The sequence below is a fragment of the Pseudoalteromonas sp. KG3 genome, from assembly GCF_030436385.1.
GTDB lineage: Bacteria > Pseudomonadota > Gammaproteobacteria > Enterobacterales > Alteromonadaceae > Pseudoalteromonas > Pseudoalteromonas prydzensis.
The window spans coordinates 1,173,414-1,187,943 of the sequence record NZ_CP098523.1 but is presented as its reverse complement, the minus strand read 5'-3'; the positions used below and the strand labels follow the sequence as shown (position 1 = coordinate 1,187,943).

Genomic DNA, 14,530 nt, shown 5'->3' with positions numbered 1-14,530 from the left:
TTTTTTATGAAAACAATCCTAATAATGCGCCACGGCGAAGCGACTCCAATGCAAGCTGACGATGCAAGTAGAAATTTGACCTCGGTTGGCCAGCAACAGGCTGAAAAAATGGGTTTATGGTTGCAAGCAAGCCATGCACCAAACGCTTTGTTGGTGAGTCCTTACATTCGTGCTCAACAAACGGCTGCGGGTGTAAAAAAGCACAATGCATTTTTATTTGAAGAAACCTGCGCGGACATAGTACCAGAAGGCAATCCACAAATTGCAGGGGACTATTTAGAAACCCTAATAGCCATGCACCCTGAATGTGATACTTGGTTAGTGGTGGCACATATGCCAATTGTGAGTTATTTAGTTGATCAACTAAGTGCCGGAAATATGCCTATCTTTAATACTGGCGCCGTTGCGGTGATAAGTTACGACGAAAACAATCAAAAAAGCCAATACCTCAGTATTCATGCACCTAATAACGTTGAAGTTTAGTACTGTCCAACCTTGCGTTGATTTTTAAATTTGCTAAATTAGCGCCACATTAATTTAGTTGAGACTTACTATGACAATTGAACGCCTGCAAACAGGTGCGCGAATGAGCCGTATCGTTAAGCACAATGGCACCGTGTATTTATGCGGCCAAGTGTGTGCTGACGCAGAAAAAAACATCACCGAACAAACGCAAACTATGCTTGATAAAGTCGAGCTATTACTTACCGAAGCGGGTAGTTCTAAAGAGCATATGCTCAGTGCCACTATTTACGTAAGAAGCATGGAATATTTTGCTGATATGAATGCGGTATGGGATGCCTGGGTGCCTGAGGGGCATGCACCAGCACGCGCCTGTGTTGAAGCTAAAATGGCACGCGATGCCTTATTAGTTGAGATTTCCGTTGTCGCAGCCGTTAAGTAATAGACAGCGTGTGCATTGGGATTATTATCAGCGAGAGCTCGAAGGCAGTGGTTATCAATGTCATCCTGAAATGCCTTTGGTGTGTGAGCAGTTTAAGCTGATGTGTCTGAAGAAACGCAAGTGTTGGCTTTATTTGCAAAAGTAGACGAGTTATTTGGCAAATTAGACGTGCTTATAAATAATGCCGGTATTTTAAAGCCGCAAATGCCATTGCTTGAGATGGATGCCACGCGTATAAATGAAGTGCTAACAACCAATGTAACGAGCGCTTTTTTATGTGCGCGAGAAGCGATTAAGCGCATGCACAGTGGCGGCAGTATCGTGAATGTTTCATCGGGGGCTGCTAAAACAGGCTCGCCGAATGAGTATATCGACTACGCCGCCTCTAAAGGGGCAATGGATACTTTAACAATTGGCTTAGCTAAAGAAGTGGCTAAGTTAGGTATTCGCGTTAACTCAGTACGGCCTGGATTAATTTACACCGATATGCACCGTGATGGCGGCGAAGCGGGGCGAGTTGATAGATTAAAATCGAACTTACCACTAGGGCGAGGTGGTACACCAGAAGAAGTTGCCGCTGCCATTTACTTCTTAGCCTCAGCGCAAGCTTCGTTTACAACAGGTAGCTTTATCGATGTTGCTGGCGGTTTGTAAGATTGCATGCTAACGACCGCTTTAACGGGTAATAGATCACAACAGTATTGCTAACCAAAATGTAAAACTAATTACACTCAGCACCGTAGATAACACCACAGCGCTTGCAAGGGTCACTTGATGTTGGCCTACTTGGCAGGCAATAAGGTAAGCGTTTACGCCTACCGGAGAGGCGCTGAGTAATACCAATACCGTCAATATTTGTGTTTCTAACGCAAATACATAACTACCAATTAACAGCACAGACGCTGGCAGCAAAAATATCTTTAACAGCGAGGCTACTAATGCTGGTTGCCAGTTTGCTGCAATTTTATAAAATGCCAGGTTTGCACCAAGTACAAATAACGCGCAGGCAATAGCGGGGGTTGCTAATAGCTCTAAACTATTGGCTAAATTGGTAAATAATTTAATCCCTAAGACATTTAAAGCTAACCCGCAGCCGATGCTCAACACAATCGGATTCAGTACCATACTTTTCGCAAAATTTGACCATGAAAAAGCATGTTGGCTGCCTTTTGCACCGATTAAAAATGTGAGTGCAAACAGCAATGTGCTATGAAAGGTAATGATCATAAAAGCGATGGCGATCATTTCTTTGCCAAGCGAGGCGATGATGATAGGAATGCCCACCAACACCATGTTTGAGTAACTTGCTGCTAAGCCAAACACACTGTGTTGCTGATAGTTCTTTTGTTTCGCTAAATAAAAGCGGTCAACCAAAATACCTAAGGCAAATATGCACAGTACAGGAATATAAAAACTCAGAAAGGCCGATAAACTAATACTTTGCTGTAAATCGATTTGCGACATATTTAACAACAAAAATGCCGGTAGGCTAATGTAAAAAGTAAATTTACTGAGTCCAGCTATATGTTGTTGCTGAAAAAACTTTAATTTACAACAACTAAAACCAAGCGCAACAATGAAAATCAGCGGAAAGATGATAGAGAAAATATGCACTGCACTGTTGCCTTGAAATAGGGATAACGTTAACGCTTAGCGTCTAAATTCATCACTTTGTGGTAAGTTTATTAAAATAAGTACTGCACCTTTACCACCGTATTCAAGCGGCGCTTGGTGTATCGCAATAACATCGGGATGCTGTACTAAATATTGCGGCACTTTGTGTCTGAGGATATGGCCACCAATACCATGTATTATACAGGCACAGTAATAGTGCTTTTTTTTGCATTCATGGATCAGTCCAGCAAGTTCATCTTTTGCCAATTCCTTATTTAAACCATGTAAATCAAGAGTTAAATCAGGGATAAAGTCACCTCGGCGTAATTGCTTTGCTAAAAAGCGATCTTCGCCTTCTCGCACATAATTAACCGTACCGTTGGTATCAATATCTGGCACATATTCATCAGAAAAGAAAAATTCTGCCTGATGTTGTTTTTTTTGCTGGGCAAACAGCTTAGCTTGTGAGATTTTAGGCTTATTAGCAAAGCGATGCGTGTCTTGTTTAAATATACGGGCACCATTAATACTTTGACGAAACATATCGATGTCGTCAGGGCTAATATCTGCGTTTGAGAGAGGATCTTTTTTCATAGCGGCAGTCTAAACAAAAAAACGCTAAAAATCGAGATAAAACAGAGTAAAAACTGTGTGAAAAAGCGTTACAATAGGGCAATCATGGGGCCTTAATTGCGCCTCGATTGAATTGATATTTTCTAAAGCAGCAGGTAGATAACGAACATGAGCGAATTATTAATAGAAGAAGCAACCTTAGATGAAGCTGTAGCAGAACTGTCAACGTTACACGATTGGCTTCGTTGGACAACTAGCCAGTTTGCCAGCAGTGGTATTTTCTTTGGTCACGGTACTGATAATGCATGGGATGAAGCGGTAAGTCTATTACTGCCCGCGTTAAGCTTACCCATTGATGCACCAAAAGAATTAATGCATGCAAGGCTAACTAGCACTGAGAAGAATCGCCTTGCGGGCTTAATCGCAGAGCGTATTAACGATTTCACGCCAGTACCTTACTTAACCAATATTGCATGGTTTGCCAATATGCCATTTTATGTCGATGAGCGCGTATTGATCCCACGTTCACCCTTTGCTGAGCTAATACATAATCGTTTTTCACCTTGGTTAGCTGAGCCTGAATCGGTAACTCGTATTCTAGACTTATGTACCGGCTCTGGTTGTATTGCCATTGCATTAGCACAAACTTTTGCAGAAGCGCAGGTTGATGCTGTTGATATTTCTTATGAAGCACTCGAAGTGGCTGATATCAATATCACTGATTATCAGTTAAGTGACCGTGTATTACCTATTCAATCTGACGTATTCAGCGGTGTACCCGGGCAAAAATATGACCTGATCGTGGCAAATCCTCCGTATGTAGACGCCGAAGACATGGCTGATTTACCGCGTGAGTTCCACCATGAGCCAGAGCTTGGTTTAGCATCAGGCCATGATGGTCTTGATGTAACCCGTACTATTTTGAGTGAAGCGGCTGATCATCTAACTGATAACGGTTTGTTATTTGTCGAAGTTGGTAATTCTATGGTACACATGGATGCCCTTTATCCAAATGCGCCTTTTGAATGGGTTGAATTTGAGCAAGGTGGATTTGGCGTATTTGTGATCAGCAAAAAGCAGTTGGTTGAATACTTCGCAGATTAGTCACAGCAAGAATTAAAGCCGAGCCTTAGGCTCGGTACTTAGTAGTCATTAGGAATGAGGAAAGTTAATGGCAGGTAATAGTATTGGGCAGTTATTTAAAGTGTCCACCTTTGGCGAAAGCCACGGCGTCGCCCTCGGCGGTGTTGTGGATGGTACGCCCGCAGGTCTTGAAATCACCGAGGCCGATTTACAAATCGATTTAGATCGTCGCAAGCCAGGGCAAAGTCGTTATACCACGCAGCGCCGCGAAGACGATCAAATAAAAATTCTCTCTGGTGTATTTGAGGGTAAAACCACAGGCACCAGCATTGGTTTATTGATTGAAAATACCGATCAACGCTCAAAAGATTACGGCAAAATTAAAGACGTTTTTCGTCCAGGGCATGGCGATTATACCTATTGGCATAAATACGGATTGCGTGATTATCGCGGTGGTGGCCGTTCATCTGCCCGTGAAACCGCAATACGTGTAGCCGCAGGTGCGATTGCCAAAAAATACCTAAAACAATTTCATGGTATTGAAGTACGTGCGTGTTTAAGTCAGTTAGGACCAATTAAAGCACAAAGTTACGATTGGGATGAAGTTGAAAACAATTTATTTTTCTTCCCTGATGCTAGCAAGCTTGAAGCCCTTGACGACTATATGCGTGACCTTAAAAAGCAAGGTGACTCAGTCGGTGCGAAAGTAAAAGTAGTGGCTAAAAATGTACCTGTTGGGTTAGGTGAACCGGTATTTGATAGGCTTGACGCTGAACTTGCACATTCACTAATGAGCATTAACGCGGTTAAAGGTGTTGAGATTGGCGATGGCTTTGATGTGGTCGAACAAAAAGGCTCAGAGCATCGCGACGAGTTAACACCTGATGGTTTTACTTCAAATCATGCGGGTGGCGTATTGGCAGGTATTTCTACAGGGCAAGATATTATTGCTTCAATAGCACTCAAACCGACATCGAGTATTACCATCCCAGGTAACAGTATTAATACTGAAAACGAAGCGGTGGAAATGATCACTAAGGGTCGTCACGATCCCTGTGTGGGCATTCGCGCAATCCCCATTGCCGAAGCCATGATGGCGATTACCTTAATGGACCATTTATTGCGCCAACGCGGGCAAAACCCGCATGTTCATCATGAGCATGGGCCAATTAAAGGCTCAATTTAATTATTTGAGCTTTGATGCATTAATTGAAAGCGCGATATTATGTCGCGCTTTTTTGTGGTTATAAAATACAAGATTAAAGTTTTATAAGTGGAATAAGGCTATGTTTTTGATCAGTCCACTGAGCTAAAGGTGCTGTTGAATAAGCTGTAATAGGGGATAAGTCACTAAGCGTAATCGAATTTAAAAATGCTTGGTTATTAGTCATTACGACCCATTCAGAGCCTAGCTGTGTGCCAGTATATTTAAATTTGATCAGAGACTTATCAAAGCGCTTACTATGGGCTTTAAGTACTGGCATTAAATCTATATGGTTATTGGATATATGCAGGATCAATAAACCATCCTGTGTTAAACGTTGCCAATAAACTGCAAATGCTTCCTCTGTTAGTAAGTGAGTTGGAATTACATCACTAGAAAAGGCATCAATGATCAGTGCATTCATCAATGGTGCTTTATTTTTTACTTCTTCCGTTAAGGTTATTCTACCGTCGCCAATGGCAACCTCAATTTGTGCAGGGCTATCTTTTAAATATGAAAAATAATTTAGCGCCATGCTATACACCGCAGGGTTTAGCTCATAAAAGCGGATTTTATCATGTTGATCGCCAAACTTTGCTAATACACCGGCCCCTAAGCCGACAATACCAATGTTTAAATTGCCTTGTTGTTTCAGAATTGCCAGTGATTTTGCAACCCCAGTATGTTGATGGTAATAACTATTTGTGAGCTCATCTTGAGGATTAAGTGGCTCAGAGCCGTGAATGGTTGTGCCATCGATTAAACGTCTCTCAGCAAGAGTCGCGGTGTTAATGTCTTTAACGGTCACATAGCCATAAAAATTTCTCTCTGATGCTAAATTGTATTGATTAAAGCTCAGAAAAAGATAGACATAGCAGCCACCCCAAATAGCGACAACAGTAAGTAGGTTTATTTTGAATAGCGCTGATGGCTGCTTGCATTGTGTAAACTGAATATAGCTAGCCAGTGCAAGTACAGCAGCTAACGCGACAATATACTCCGTTATTTGCGCAAACAGTAGCGGTGCGAGTAAGGTACTGAGTAAACTGCCAATAGCCCCACCAAGCGCGATGTATAGGTAAAATGTGGTAAGTAATGACTCTGTTGGAGCGAGTTTACGAAGTTCACCGTGACAGACCATACAAACAATCAATAAAATAAAGCTATACATTAAAAGCTGAGCTAAAGCATTAAACTGGCTACCGAGGAAAAACATGATCAGCCCAGCAAATGCTGCGAACAATAATAAGTATAGCCAATGAGTACGGCAGTAGTTTTTTGCTGATGCAAAAGTGTAAGCAAAGGTCAGTAAATAAATTGCTAATGGTAAGGTCCACACAAGTGGCATAGGTGGAATATTAGTACTGATCATTTGTGTTGTCGCAATAAGCATGATTGAGCTTGTTGCGGATAACACAATCCATAAATAATTTGGTTTTACCCAGCGTATGGTTTTTGGCGGTGTTACTGGTTTTTGGTTAGTATGACTATTTTTAAATAGTACAGCAACGAGTGTGAGTAATAAAAAACAGTGAGCAAATAAGCCTATGGACCAATAGTTTTTTTGTTCATCTAATGAAAACAGCACTTCAAAAATAAATGGGTAGCTCATTAAGGCAAGCAATGACCCTAGATTAGAAAACGAATACCAATGATACGGCACAGCCATATCGGTCGATTCAATATACCAACGCTGCATGAGTACACTCGTCGCCGAGAGCAACATAAAAACCAAACCAATTTGAGAGAATAAATTGGCAATGACTGACCAAGCAGGTGTCAGTATAAAAAAGGAGCCGAGTTCAAGTTTGTTAAACGTGATCATACTTGATAAAACAACGAGTAGCGTGTGAATGAGTAATTGTCGTTTGAGTGGATAGCGGCTCAATAGGTGAGCATATAAATAGCCTACTAACAGCATAGTTTGATAAAAAAGCATACTACTAGACCAAACTGAAGCGCCACCACCAAACATGGGAAGTAATTCTTTTGAGAGGATAGGCTGAATTTGAAATAGTAAAAACGCGCTTACAAAAATGATTAATGTGGATAGAATACGTTGCATCTTTTTAGTTCATTATTAAACGATGGCTAATCATTCTGCGAGTTAATTTACAGGGCAATGTAATAACCCTTGAATTTATCTTAAGAAAACCTTAATCTTTGATTTATAAAAACTTATTGGATTGTTAAGTGGGTCAATTTCGAATAGGGCGTTTTGCTGTCGATGCCAGCCGTGGTAAAGTTTCATCTGCTGAAGGCGTGCAAATTGTCGAACCTAAAGTCATGGCTGTGCTGCAATTTCTTTACTCTCACAGAGGCAATGTGGTTAGCCAAGAAGACATTTTTGCCGCTGTGTGGCCAAATTCAGTGTTTAGCCCGAGTAATGTGCAACGCAGTATTGCCCTGCTGCGAAAGGCATTAAAAGAAGACTCTAAAAAACCACAATATATTATTACTCACCCAAAACGGGGCTACTGCCTTGAACTTAATGAAGAAGAAAATTCGCAGACAGTAAAATGGCCTCTGTTGGTTTTTATTGCGGTGACAATCGTATGTTTAGTCGGTGGTTGGTTCGCTTTTGCAACGCAGGCTGTTAAAACTGACTTCTCCGTGCTGGTGCCGGTCACGTCTCATGAAGAAAATGAATCCTACCAATCGCAATCACATAACGGCAAGTATTTAGCATTTGTACGCGGTGATGAAGGTCATCAGCAAATTTGGTTAAAAGAGTTAACAACGGGAAAAGAAGTACCACTGTCAGAAAATCCATCGACTTATTATGGCTTAGGTTGGAGCCCTGACGATCGGGCGCTTGCGTTTATTAATAAACAAAATAACACCAGTCAGCTTGCATATTTTAATTTGGATTTGGTTAATTTAACGAGTTTAAATTACGCCAAGGTAATTGAATTCGAAGAATATGTAGTTACCAGTCAGCAAGTACAGTGGACGAATAGCAATCAGATTTATTTTATTGAACGGCGAAAAGCCGATAACGCTACGCAGCTATCAGTTGTCAGTTTAGAAACGAAACAAAAGCAGGTAATTAAACCCTCAGTTGGCCAAGATTGGTTGCTGTTACATGCGTTATCGCCAGATCAAACACAGTTAGCGCTGGGCTATGAGGCGGGGCAAAATCAGTATCGAATTGAGTTACTTACTCTGGCTGATGCTAGTACTGCAACGATTGCTACTGTTGAAGATGGCATACTAGGGCTTAGTTGGCATCCTAATGGAGAGCATTTATTGTTAAGTAAAAGAAATAATTTACTGCTCATTGATCGCCTAGGTAACTCAACGGATATCGCCTTTAATAACTATCAAATTATTCGCGATGCCGCCTTCACGCCCTCTGGTGAGGAAATCTTAATGGAGCTTGTTAATATTGATGTGGATATTATTCGGGCAACAAATACAGCACCGCAGCAGTATGAAAAACTAGTCGATACCTCTTCGGTGGATTTTTTACCGGTATTCTCGCCCGATTCATCGAGGTTTGTTTTTGAATCCCATCGCTTTGGTTTAAAACAGCTGTTTTTATATGATAAGGGTACACAAACGCTGATTTTTGCAAACCCTAATAACGAAGAGTTGTTTGGGGTTATTTGGTCAAAAAATGGCGAAGAGGTGATCACCGCAAGTAAAGACAAACTGTTTCGAATTGATTTAAATACAGGTGATTATCAAGAAGTGGCTCATCCCCATCATTCGTTTTACCTCAGAGAGAAGTTTTATAATGAAGAGGCGATCTTGGTCTCATACCGGGCTGATGATGGCGTTACATTTCACCCAGCAAAATTAGACTTACAAACATTAAGCTTAACACCATTCACAGGCCAAGGAGAGCGATTGGCTTGTTATGCAATGGCTTTAGATAAACACGATCAGATTTACTTTTCTAACAACAAACAGGTGTTTCGGCTTGATCAAGATGGCAAGTTTGCACAAGTATGGCGCACTGATCACCACGATATTATTGGTCTAGCGGTCGATGAGCAAATATTGAACATTACCTTAGAGCAAGAAGCGGGCTATCAGCTCAATCAGCTTAATTTACAAACTGCCCGCTCAGAAATAAGGCATATAGCAAATGAAAAGGGCAATATGCTAATTAATGCCTCGCACGATAGTACGCAGTTTTTATATCTTACTGAGCCAAAAAGAACGCGCACCTTGGTAAGGCTGCGATAGTCTTTAAACACTGAGGTTCAGAAGGTAAGTGCATAGTCTGCTGCAATTAGCTTTACTAATTCTCGTTTGATTGGGTTATGAGTATGATTTGCATGCAATAGCACGATATCAATAACGGGCAAGGGCGGCAGAGTTGAGTCAGTAACCAGCACCAGCTCCTGGGTATTACTTACCTCAGCCAATACACCTACGGCTAAGTTAGCTTTAACCAGTGCAGTAAGTGCGCTTACTGAGCCGCAGCAAGCAATAATATTGAATTGGCGTTCAGCTTTTAATAGCCCTTCAACAGCTGCTTGATGAAATTTACAATCACGTTGAAATATGGCAACTGGCAAGGGCATATCAGCTTGATAGTTAAACTCGGCACTTTTAACCCACACACCTTTACTTGATTGTAAAAAATAACCTTCTTCAGAGTTGGGCGAGCGCGTTGCTATCACTATATCAAGTAAACCTTGGTCGAGCTGTGCTTTGAGTTGATTAGTGGGAGCGCAGCTAATTTGTAAATCAAGTTGCGTAATATGCTGATGCAATAAAGCCACCACTTTAGGTAATACAGTGCCTGCATAATCGTCTGGGCAGGCTAAACGTACTCGGGTTTGCCCGCCACCGGTTTTAAGTTGCTTATAGGCTTCATCGTGCAGTGCTAATAATTGTTTAGCATAACTGGCTAAATGAACGCCACTGGTAGAGAGTACAAGCTGTCTGCCTTGTTTGATAAACAATGGATTACCCAGCTCTTGTTCGAGCTTTTTCATTTGCATGCTCACTGCGGATTGGGTGCGGCATACTTGCTGCGCTGCACGGGTAAAACTGCCTGTTTCAACAAAAGCGCAAAAAGTACGTAGGGCATCTAAATCCATAGTTAACTAACCTATCAATTTTGTTTATGTATTGTATAAAAACTATTGGCAAGTAATTAGTTTATTACTGCTCTATAGTAGTGTAATTAAACACTACTAAGGAACACCAATGCAATTATTTATCGGTAATAAAAACTATTCGACCTGGTCGCTCAGAGCATGGTATTTAATGAGTAAATTCAATATTAAATTTGCTGAGCAGCAGTTAGTACTCGATACCCCTGAGTTTTATGACACGCTTAAAAATAGTTTTGCAGTGCAAAAAGTGCCAGCCTTAATTGATGGCGACTTGCAGGTATGGGATTCACTAGCAATTTGTGAATACATCAATGATGCTTATTTATCTAATGCCGCTTGGCCGATTGATAGTGCGCAGCGAGCGACAGCCCGTAGCTTAAGCGCAGAAATGCATTCAAGCTTTATGGCACTTCGTAATGAAATGCCTATGAATATTCGTGCAACGCGTGAAGTTGAGTTATCTGCGGCGGCGAAAAAAGATCTCGCTCGCATCGATGAAATTTTTGCTATACAACAAGCACGTTACCCAAATGCCTGGCTGTTTGGTGAATTTAGTATTGCCGATGCTATGTATGCACCGGTTGTGTTTAGATTAAAAACTTACCAAATATCCTTATCTACAGCTGCAGAGCAATATTGTCAGCATGTTTTAAATTGCCCTACACTACAACAGTGGATCACTGAATCAAGTAAAGAAACGGATATTGTGGCTTGCGATGAAGCAGGGATTGATGCTATTTAACCTAACTTGCTAATCGCTAAAGTTATGAGGATGTATGGAAGATCTTAAATTATCACACCAAGCTGCTTTAAAGCGGTTAGAGAAGTTTAGTCGCTTTACCGACAGCAGTATTGGCATCCCTTTTACTCGATTTAAGTTTGGTGTAGAGGCACTGATCGGTATTTTACCAGGCGTTGGAGACCTAGCTGGGCTTATTTTATCTAGCTATATTTTATTTGAAGCCCAGCGCCTAGGAGTGAGTAAGCGAATAAAATTACGTATCGTAATAAATATGTTGATTGATTTTTTTGGTGGCTTAATTCCACTTGTCGGTGATATTTTTGACGCTTACTTTAAAGCAAATACCCGCAACACCCGATTGCTGAAAAATTATTTAGCAAAGCAATAGCGACAAAAACAAGTTAGTTTTTATTGTTATTAAAAAAGTACTCAGCAATCACTTGCTGCTGCTGACCAAACTGGTCGGAAATACCAATGCCAATGCCGATTATTTTACCTTGCGCCAGAGGCTCTTGGGCCTGCATATATTTATTTACAGTCGCCAGTTTAGGGCTTTTTTCGTTAGCTAATAAGGTTAAATGGGGCTGAAAGTTTTGAAAAACATTAGGGCTACCATAGCGCTCAAACGCTGTTAATTTATTTGGGTAGTGTTTAACCCAGCTAGGGACCGCAGCATTTGTATCACGTAGTGGTGAAATGGCCAGTGTTACTTCGTCTGAGAGCCGTTGTAGCTTTGATGAATAGTGTAAATTAAGAAATGCCCAATTACTTTGCGACACACTAAACCCTTGCGCAGTTAAGGGGAATGATTGATGTTGCTTGGCGATACTTTTTACAGCACGTTTGATGGCATCTTCAGAGCCTTGTGCGTAGTCAGTTAAATACAAGGTCGCGTGTACCGGCATGCCTTTTTCATAAAAACTGATCATTCCTTGTTCTTTTAATACATCACTGGTTTGCTCAACTAAGTTAATAATGGGCTTTGAAGGAATTGCAAACACATTAATGCTGACACTCTTTGCAAATGAAGGCAGGGGAATACTTATTATTAGGGCAATTAAAGAAACAAGTAAAAGCTTTGGTCGATTTATAACAGATAATTTCAGCATGGCTTTAGAATTTTATTTACTAAGTACAAAGATGGTAAGGCTTATTGCTTAAACAGTAAATAAAAGCAGTTCGATTACAGCGAATAGTCACTTTTGGCTGTGCGTACTAGACGATAACTTTGCAAAATAAAAACAAGACACCAACACCAGCCTGTTTAGCCGCTATCAACTTTTACATTCTTGCTAAAAGCCCGTACAATTCGCCTCGTTTTAGCGTGTACGCGTTGTATTTCTTTGAGGCGAAATAACAGAATTTTATGCATCAAATAGCCGATTTAATTTCTATTTTTGACACTACCTTTTATCAAAGCCATAACACGCGCTTGATCAAAGGCGTGGATGAGCCTATTTACATACCCGCAAACGCAGAAACGCCTTATCATCAAATTATATTTGCCCATGGCTTTTACGCCAGTGCATTACACGAAATAGCCCATTGGCTGGTGGCGGGAGATAAGCGCAGGTTATTGGAAGATTACGGTTATTGGTATTGCCCAGATGGTCGTAATAAAGCGCAGCAAGCTGAATTTGAAGTGGTTGAAGTAAAGCCGCAAGCCATTGAATGGGCGTTGAGTGTTGCAGCGGGCTTTGATTTTAATGTATCGGTCGATAACTTAAATGGTGAGCAAACCTGTCGATTTGACTTCCAACAGCGTGTCCATCAACAGCTTCTACAATTAATAAAAAGTGGCTTTAATCCTCGTACTACCGCTCTTTTAAAAGCGTTAAGTGATTTTTATAATACGCCATGGCCTTTAACTGCCACACAGTTTGTACGGCAACACCCTCAGGAGTTTAGTGATGCAGTTTAAATTAGGATTAATTGTAAACCCGGTGGCGGGTTTAGGTGGCAGCGTAGCACTTAAAGGCAGTGATGGCATGGCTTACCAAGCAATAGAGCTCGGTGCTGAGCCAAAAGCTAATTTGCGCACCAAGGCTGCACTTGAGGTGTTACTGCCTTATAAAGACTTACTCAGTGTTTACACTGTTAATGATGCAATGGGCGAGAATACGGCCAAAGAGCTCGGTTTCACGACTGAGGTTATTTATCACAGCGAACGTTCGACCACCAGTTCAGATACTGAGCTTGCCGCTCAAGCATTACAGCAATTGGGTGTTGATTTGATTTTATTTGCCGGTGGCGATGGTACAGCCCGTAATATATGTCACGCAGTGGCAGACACAGTGCCAGTACTTGGTATTCCAGCAGGCTGTAAAATTCATTCTGGTGTGTATGCTATAACTCCAAAAGCCGCAGGTCGAGTTGTTGAAATGCTGGTTAAAGGCGAATTAGTGACCTTAGCAGATGCGGATGTGATGGATATTGATGAGAATGCGTTTCGCCAAGGGACAGTAAAAGCAAAGCGCTACGGCGAAATGCAAGTACCCAGTGAAGTACGTTATGTACAAGCGGTTAAAAACGGCGGTAAAGAAACTGACGAATTGGTATTGGCAGATATTGCCGCGCATGTTGTTAGTGAAATGGAAGAAGACACCTTGTATGTGATGGGGAGTGGTTCAACGGTTGAGGCCATCATGCAAGAAATGGGGCTTGAAAACACCTTGTTAGGCGTTGATTTAGTTGAAAATCAAAATTTAGTTGCGCAAGACCTAACAGCACAACAACTACTAGATATCACCGAGCAACGCAGCACTAAATTAGTGATCACGCTAATTGGTGGGCAAGGCCATATTTTTGGCCGTGGTAATCAGCAATTAAGCCCTGCACTTATCCGCGCAATCGGTAAAGACAACATTATCGTCGTCGCAACCAAAACCAAATTACAGGCCTTAAATGGCCGACCGCTTATAGCCGATACCGGTGATAGCGAGTTAGATGATCAATTAAGCGGTTATATTCGGGTAACAACCGGATTTAACGACCATGTTATGTACGCTGTGGGTCACCAAGATACCCTGCAAGCACAGGAGAAGTAAAAGTGAGTTTAGTAAATTATATTGATGCAGCCCAACAGTATTTTGATGACTTAGTGATCAAAGCCACTGACGATGAGTTATTTGCCGGTGGTTATTTACGAGGCCATTTTGATTTAGCGGTAGGTTATGCGCAAGTTGAAGAACTGAACCTTGAAATTGATGAGCTAAACGAAACAGTTGAAAAAAGCTTAGTGAAAGCGTATCGCAATGGCGAGCTTAATGAAGAAGATAAAGCCCTTGTTGTAAGATTATGGGATGAAGTAAAAGCTCTGGCTTAATACTCAGTTC

Annotated in this window: 15 protein-coding genes and 1 pseudogene; 11 read left to right on the top strand and 5 right to left on the bottom strand. The window is 41.3% G+C overall.

Annotation, left to right across the window (positions count from 1 at the left end; translation table 11 throughout):
* Nucleotides 1–6: 6 nt before the first annotated feature.
* The 3 genes and pseudogenes from sixA to NDQ71_RS05665 form a co-directional block, all read left to right on the top strand.
* Nucleotides 7–483: a phosphohistidine phosphatase SixA gene (gene sixA / locus NDQ71_RS05675; RefSeq protein ID WP_192542332.1), complete on the top strand. Its 477-nt coding sequence runs from the start codon at nt 7–9 to the stop codon at nt 481–483.
* 70 nt (nt 484–553) lie between these two features.
* A complete protein-coding gene (locus NDQ71_RS05670; RefSeq protein WP_192542331.1) occupies nt 554–904 on the top strand; it encodes a RidA family protein in 351 nt (116 codons plus the stop codon).
* Nucleotides 905–1,000: 96 nt separating this feature from the next.
* Nucleotides 1,001–1,558 (top strand): annotated as a pseudogene (locus NDQ71_RS05665) (SDR family oxidoreductase); the annotation flags it as partial.
* A 36-nt stretch (nt 1,559–1,594) separates the two neighbouring features.
* Here the strand turns inward: NDQ71_RS05665 and NDQ71_RS05660 are convergent.
* Entirely contained in the window at nt 1,595–2,518 is a 924-nt protein-coding gene (locus NDQ71_RS05660) for an AEC family transporter (RefSeq protein ID WP_301562393.1), read from the bottom strand.
* 36 nt (nt 2,519–2,554) lie between these two features.
* Nucleotides 2,555–3,112, bottom strand: coding sequence for an endonuclease SmrB (gene smrB / locus NDQ71_RS05655; RefSeq protein ID WP_301562392.1), 558 nt, complete (start codon nt 3,110–3,112; stop codon nt 2,555–2,557).
* A 147-nt stretch (nt 3,113–3,259) separates the two neighbouring features.
* On the opposite strand from smrB, the gene prmB reads away from it, so the two are divergent.
* A complete protein-coding gene (gene prmB, locus NDQ71_RS05650; protein WP_064667648.1) occupies nt 3,260–4,195 on the top strand; it encodes a 50S ribosomal protein L3 N(5)-glutamine methyltransferase in 936 nt (311 codons plus the stop codon).
* 67 nt (nt 4,196–4,262) lie between these two features.
* Entirely contained in the window at nt 4,263–5,360 is a 1,098-nt protein-coding gene (gene aroC / locus NDQ71_RS05645) for a chorismate synthase (protein WP_301562391.1), read from the top strand.
* A gap of 73 nt (nt 5,361–5,433) precedes the next feature.
* Here aroC and NDQ71_RS05640 read toward each other — a convergent pair whose 3' ends face one another.
* Nucleotides 5,434–7,443, bottom strand: a complete 2,010-nt coding sequence (locus NDQ71_RS05640) for a fused MFS/spermidine synthase (RefSeq protein ID WP_301562390.1) — start codon at nt 7,441–7,443, stop codon at nt 5,434–5,436.
* A 128-nt stretch (nt 7,444–7,571) separates the two neighbouring features.
* Between NDQ71_RS05640 and NDQ71_RS05635 the strand changes: the two genes are divergently transcribed.
* On the top strand, nt 7,572–9,572 hold the full coding sequence (locus tag NDQ71_RS05635; RefSeq protein WP_192542800.1) for a winged helix-turn-helix domain-containing protein: 2,001 nt from the start codon (nt 7,572–7,574) through the stop codon (nt 9,570–9,572).
* A gap of 17 nt (nt 9,573–9,589) precedes the next feature.
* On the opposite strand, the gene NDQ71_RS05630 is transcribed toward NDQ71_RS05635, so the two are convergent.
* A complete protein-coding gene (locus NDQ71_RS05630; RefSeq protein ID WP_192542801.1) occupies nt 9,590–10,435 on the bottom strand; it encodes a LysR family transcriptional regulator in 846 nt (281 codons plus the stop codon).
* A gap of 109 nt (nt 10,436–10,544) precedes the next feature.
* On the opposite strand from NDQ71_RS05630, the gene NDQ71_RS05625 reads away from it, so the two are divergent.
* Complete coding sequence (locus NDQ71_RS05625; protein WP_192542802.1) at nt 10,545–11,195, top strand: glutathione S-transferase family protein; 651 nt, start codon at nt 10,545–10,547, stop codon at nt 11,193–11,195.
* Nucleotides 11,196–11,229: 34 nt separating this feature from the next.
* A complete protein-coding gene (locus NDQ71_RS05620) occupies nt 11,230–11,583 on the top strand; it encodes a DUF4112 domain-containing protein (RefSeq protein ID WP_192542803.1) in 354 nt (117 codons plus the stop codon).
* 13 nt (nt 11,584–11,596) lie between these two features.
* Here NDQ71_RS05620 and NDQ71_RS05615 read toward each other — a convergent pair whose 3' ends face one another.
* On the bottom strand, nt 11,597–12,196 hold the full coding sequence (locus NDQ71_RS05615) for a 2'-5' RNA ligase family protein (RefSeq protein WP_301562389.1): 600 nt from the start codon (nt 12,194–12,196) through the stop codon (nt 11,597–11,599).
* A 365-nt stretch (nt 12,197–12,561) separates the two neighbouring features.
* Here NDQ71_RS05615 and NDQ71_RS05610 point away from each other — a divergent pair, with 365 nt between their 5' ends.
* Genes NDQ71_RS05610 through NDQ71_RS05600 form a run of 3 tightly spaced genes read left to right on the top strand, consistent with a single transcriptional unit; the run spans nt 12,562 to nt 14,520 of the window.
* The gene (locus NDQ71_RS05610; protein ID WP_301562388.1) at nt 12,562–13,116 is read left to right on the top strand and encodes an elongation factor P hydroxylase; all 555 of its coding nucleotides are present in this window, start codon (nt 12,562–12,564) and stop codon (nt 13,114–13,116) included.
* Nucleotides 13,106–14,242 (top strand): ATP-NAD kinase family protein, encoded by a 1,137-nt coding sequence (locus NDQ71_RS05605; protein WP_192542806.1) that lies wholly within the window; start codon nt 13,106–13,108, stop codon nt 14,240–14,242. Before NDQ71_RS05610 ends, NDQ71_RS05605 begins: the two co-directional genes overlap by 11 nt.
* A gap of 2 nt (nt 14,243–14,244) precedes the next feature.
* Nucleotides 14,245–14,520 carry a YfcL family protein gene (locus NDQ71_RS05600; RefSeq protein ID WP_064667638.1) on the top strand — a complete coding sequence of 92 codons (276 nt, stop codon included), beginning with the start codon at nt 14,245–14,247 and terminating at the stop codon, nt 14,518–14,520.
* Nucleotides 14,521–14,530 lie beyond the last annotated feature (10 nt).

Bases quoted from the DNA above. Each gene is read 5' to 3' on its own strand.
- NDQ71_RS05670 (WP_192542331.1), top strand. From the start codon at position 554: ATGACAATTGAACGCCTGCAAACAGGTGCGCGAATGAGCCGTATCGTT.
- smrB (WP_301562392.1), bottom strand. From the start codon at position 3,112: ATGAAAAAAGATCCTCTCTCAAACGCAGATATTAGCCCTGACGACATC.
- NDQ71_RS05605 (WP_192542806.1), top strand. From the start codon at position 13,106: ATGCAGTTTAAATTAGGATTAATTGTAAACCCGGTGGCGGGTTTAGGT.
- sixA (WP_192542332.1), top strand. From the start codon at position 7: ATGAAAACAATCCTAATAATGCGCCACGGCGAAGCGACTCCAATGCAA.
- NDQ71_RS05640 (WP_301562390.1), bottom strand. From the start codon at position 7,443: ATGCAACGTATTCTATCCACATTAATCATTTTTGTAAGCGCGTTTTTA.
- NDQ71_RS05625 (WP_192542802.1), top strand. From the start codon at position 10,545: ATGCAATTATTTATCGGTAATAAAAACTATTCGACCTGGTCGCTCAGA.
- NDQ71_RS05620 (WP_192542803.1), top strand. From the start codon at position 11,230: ATGGAAGATCTTAAATTATCACACCAAGCTGCTTTAAAGCGGTTAGAG.
- NDQ71_RS05610 (WP_301562388.1), top strand. From the start codon at position 12,562: ATGCATCAAATAGCCGATTTAATTTCTATTTTTGACACTACCTTTTAT.
- aroC (WP_301562391.1), top strand. From the start codon at position 4,263: ATGGCAGGTAATAGTATTGGGCAGTTATTTAAAGTGTCCACCTTTGGC.
- NDQ71_RS05630 (WP_192542801.1), bottom strand. From the start codon at position 10,435: ATGGATTTAGATGCCCTACGTACTTTTTGCGCTTTTGTTGAAACAGGC.
- prmB (WP_064667648.1), top strand. From the start codon at position 3,260: ATGAGCGAATTATTAATAGAAGAAGCAACCTTAGATGAAGCTGTAGCA.